Here is a 1,621-nt window from a genome sequence, read left to right as displayed (position 1 = left end):
GCCACCAAATCCGCCAACGTCACACCGTCAACACAACGATCCGTCTCATTCACACCCCCCAACACCAACCCACGCTCAACCACAGACTCCACCTCGAACATCTCGACGATGGTGGACGTGTCCGCCACTGCAGCGCTCACCACTGCGACGTATGCATCGACCAATCGCGCTGCGGTTGCCTCGTCGAAGAGATCGGTGGCATAGGTCAGATGTAGGTCCAGACCCCCGCGAGACCCGTCGGCGGTGAGTGCTTCGTTGAACACGAAGTCCAGGTCGAACTGTGTAGTGGTCACGACGTTGTCGACTTCGGCGATACGTATGCCGTCGAACTCGAGTTCGGTCAATGCGATGTTCTGCAGGGTCAAACTGACCTGGAAAATGGGCGAGTACGACTGCGAACGAACCGGATCGAGTATTTCGACCAGGCGCTCGAACGGAACGTCGGCGTTCGCGAACGCCTGGAGGTCGAATTCTCGAACCGATTCGAGCAATTCCGCGAACCGAGCGCCGGGCGACACCACGGAACGTAGTGCGAGGGTATTGACGAACATGCCGACCAGATCGTCGAGTGCACGTTCTCCTCGGCCCGCAACAGGAGTTCCCACAACTACGTCGTATTCACCGCTGTAGCGCGAAAGCACAACAGCGAGCGCGGCATGCAACACCATGAACGACGTAGCGCCGTTGTCGCGCGCGACCTTCTCCAGTTGCGCGTTCACCTCGGGGCTCAGATGGGCCGAGAACATGGCTCCACGGCCGGAGGCTTCCACGGGACGAGGTCGGTCCAGCGGCAGATCGATCACCGACGGTATTGCGTCGAGAGCGCTGCGCCAGAAGTCCAACTGTCGTGTGACGAGTGAGGTCGACGATTCTTCCGAACCCAACGTCTCGAGCTGCCACAGCGCGTAATCCGCGTACTGCACCTCGAGCGGCGCCCACAACGGCTCCATACCTCGGGACCGCGCCTCGTACGCCACCATCACATCACGCGTCAACGGACCCATCGAGAAACCGTCACCCGCAATGTGATGCACCGTCATCGCCAGGACGTACTCGAACTCGTCGAGCTGGAACAGATGAGCTCGCATGGGAATTTCGGACGTGACGTCGAAAGTGGCGCCGAGGACTTCGGAAACTCGTACGAGGAGAGCACTTTCGGACACATACTCGATCGTCATGTCCACGGCCGCGTCATCCGGCGAGAGAATTCTCTGGAAACCGATGCCGTCCACTTCAGGGTAGACCGTCCGGAGAACTTCGTGGCGCAGCACCAGATCACCCACTGCCGCACCAAGCGCCGATACGTCGAGGGCGCCGGAGAGGCGAAGGACCACTGGCATGTTGTATGCCGACGACTCAGGTTCGAAGCGGTTGAGGAACCACATCCGGGACTGAGCCGGTGACAACGGGATCGCGGACGGGCGTACCCGGGCTGTCAGGGCCGGCCTACTCGAGGATGATGAGGCGTCGAGAACCGCAGCAAGTTCGGCTACCGTCGGCGAGTCGAAGATGGCCCGCAGCGGTATGTCAGTGCCTCGGTCTGCGTTGATGCGGCTGACAAGTCTGGTCGCATTGAGCGAATTACCACCCAACCCGAAGAAATCATCATCCACACCAACCC

General features: G+C 60.5%; 1 protein-coding gene. It reads right to left on the bottom strand.

The window, feature by feature from the left end; all coding sequences use genetic code 11:
• Nucleotides 1-1,621, bottom strand: a 1,621-nt coding sequence (locus AC2ETI_RS32500) for a condensation domain-containing protein (RefSeq protein WP_241896204.1), incomplete at both ends; no start/stop codon positions are given.

The sequence above is a fragment of the Rhodococcus sp. MurmanLake-1 genome, from assembly GCF_056945715.1.
This window is presented reverse-complemented; position numbering and strand designations above follow the sequence as displayed.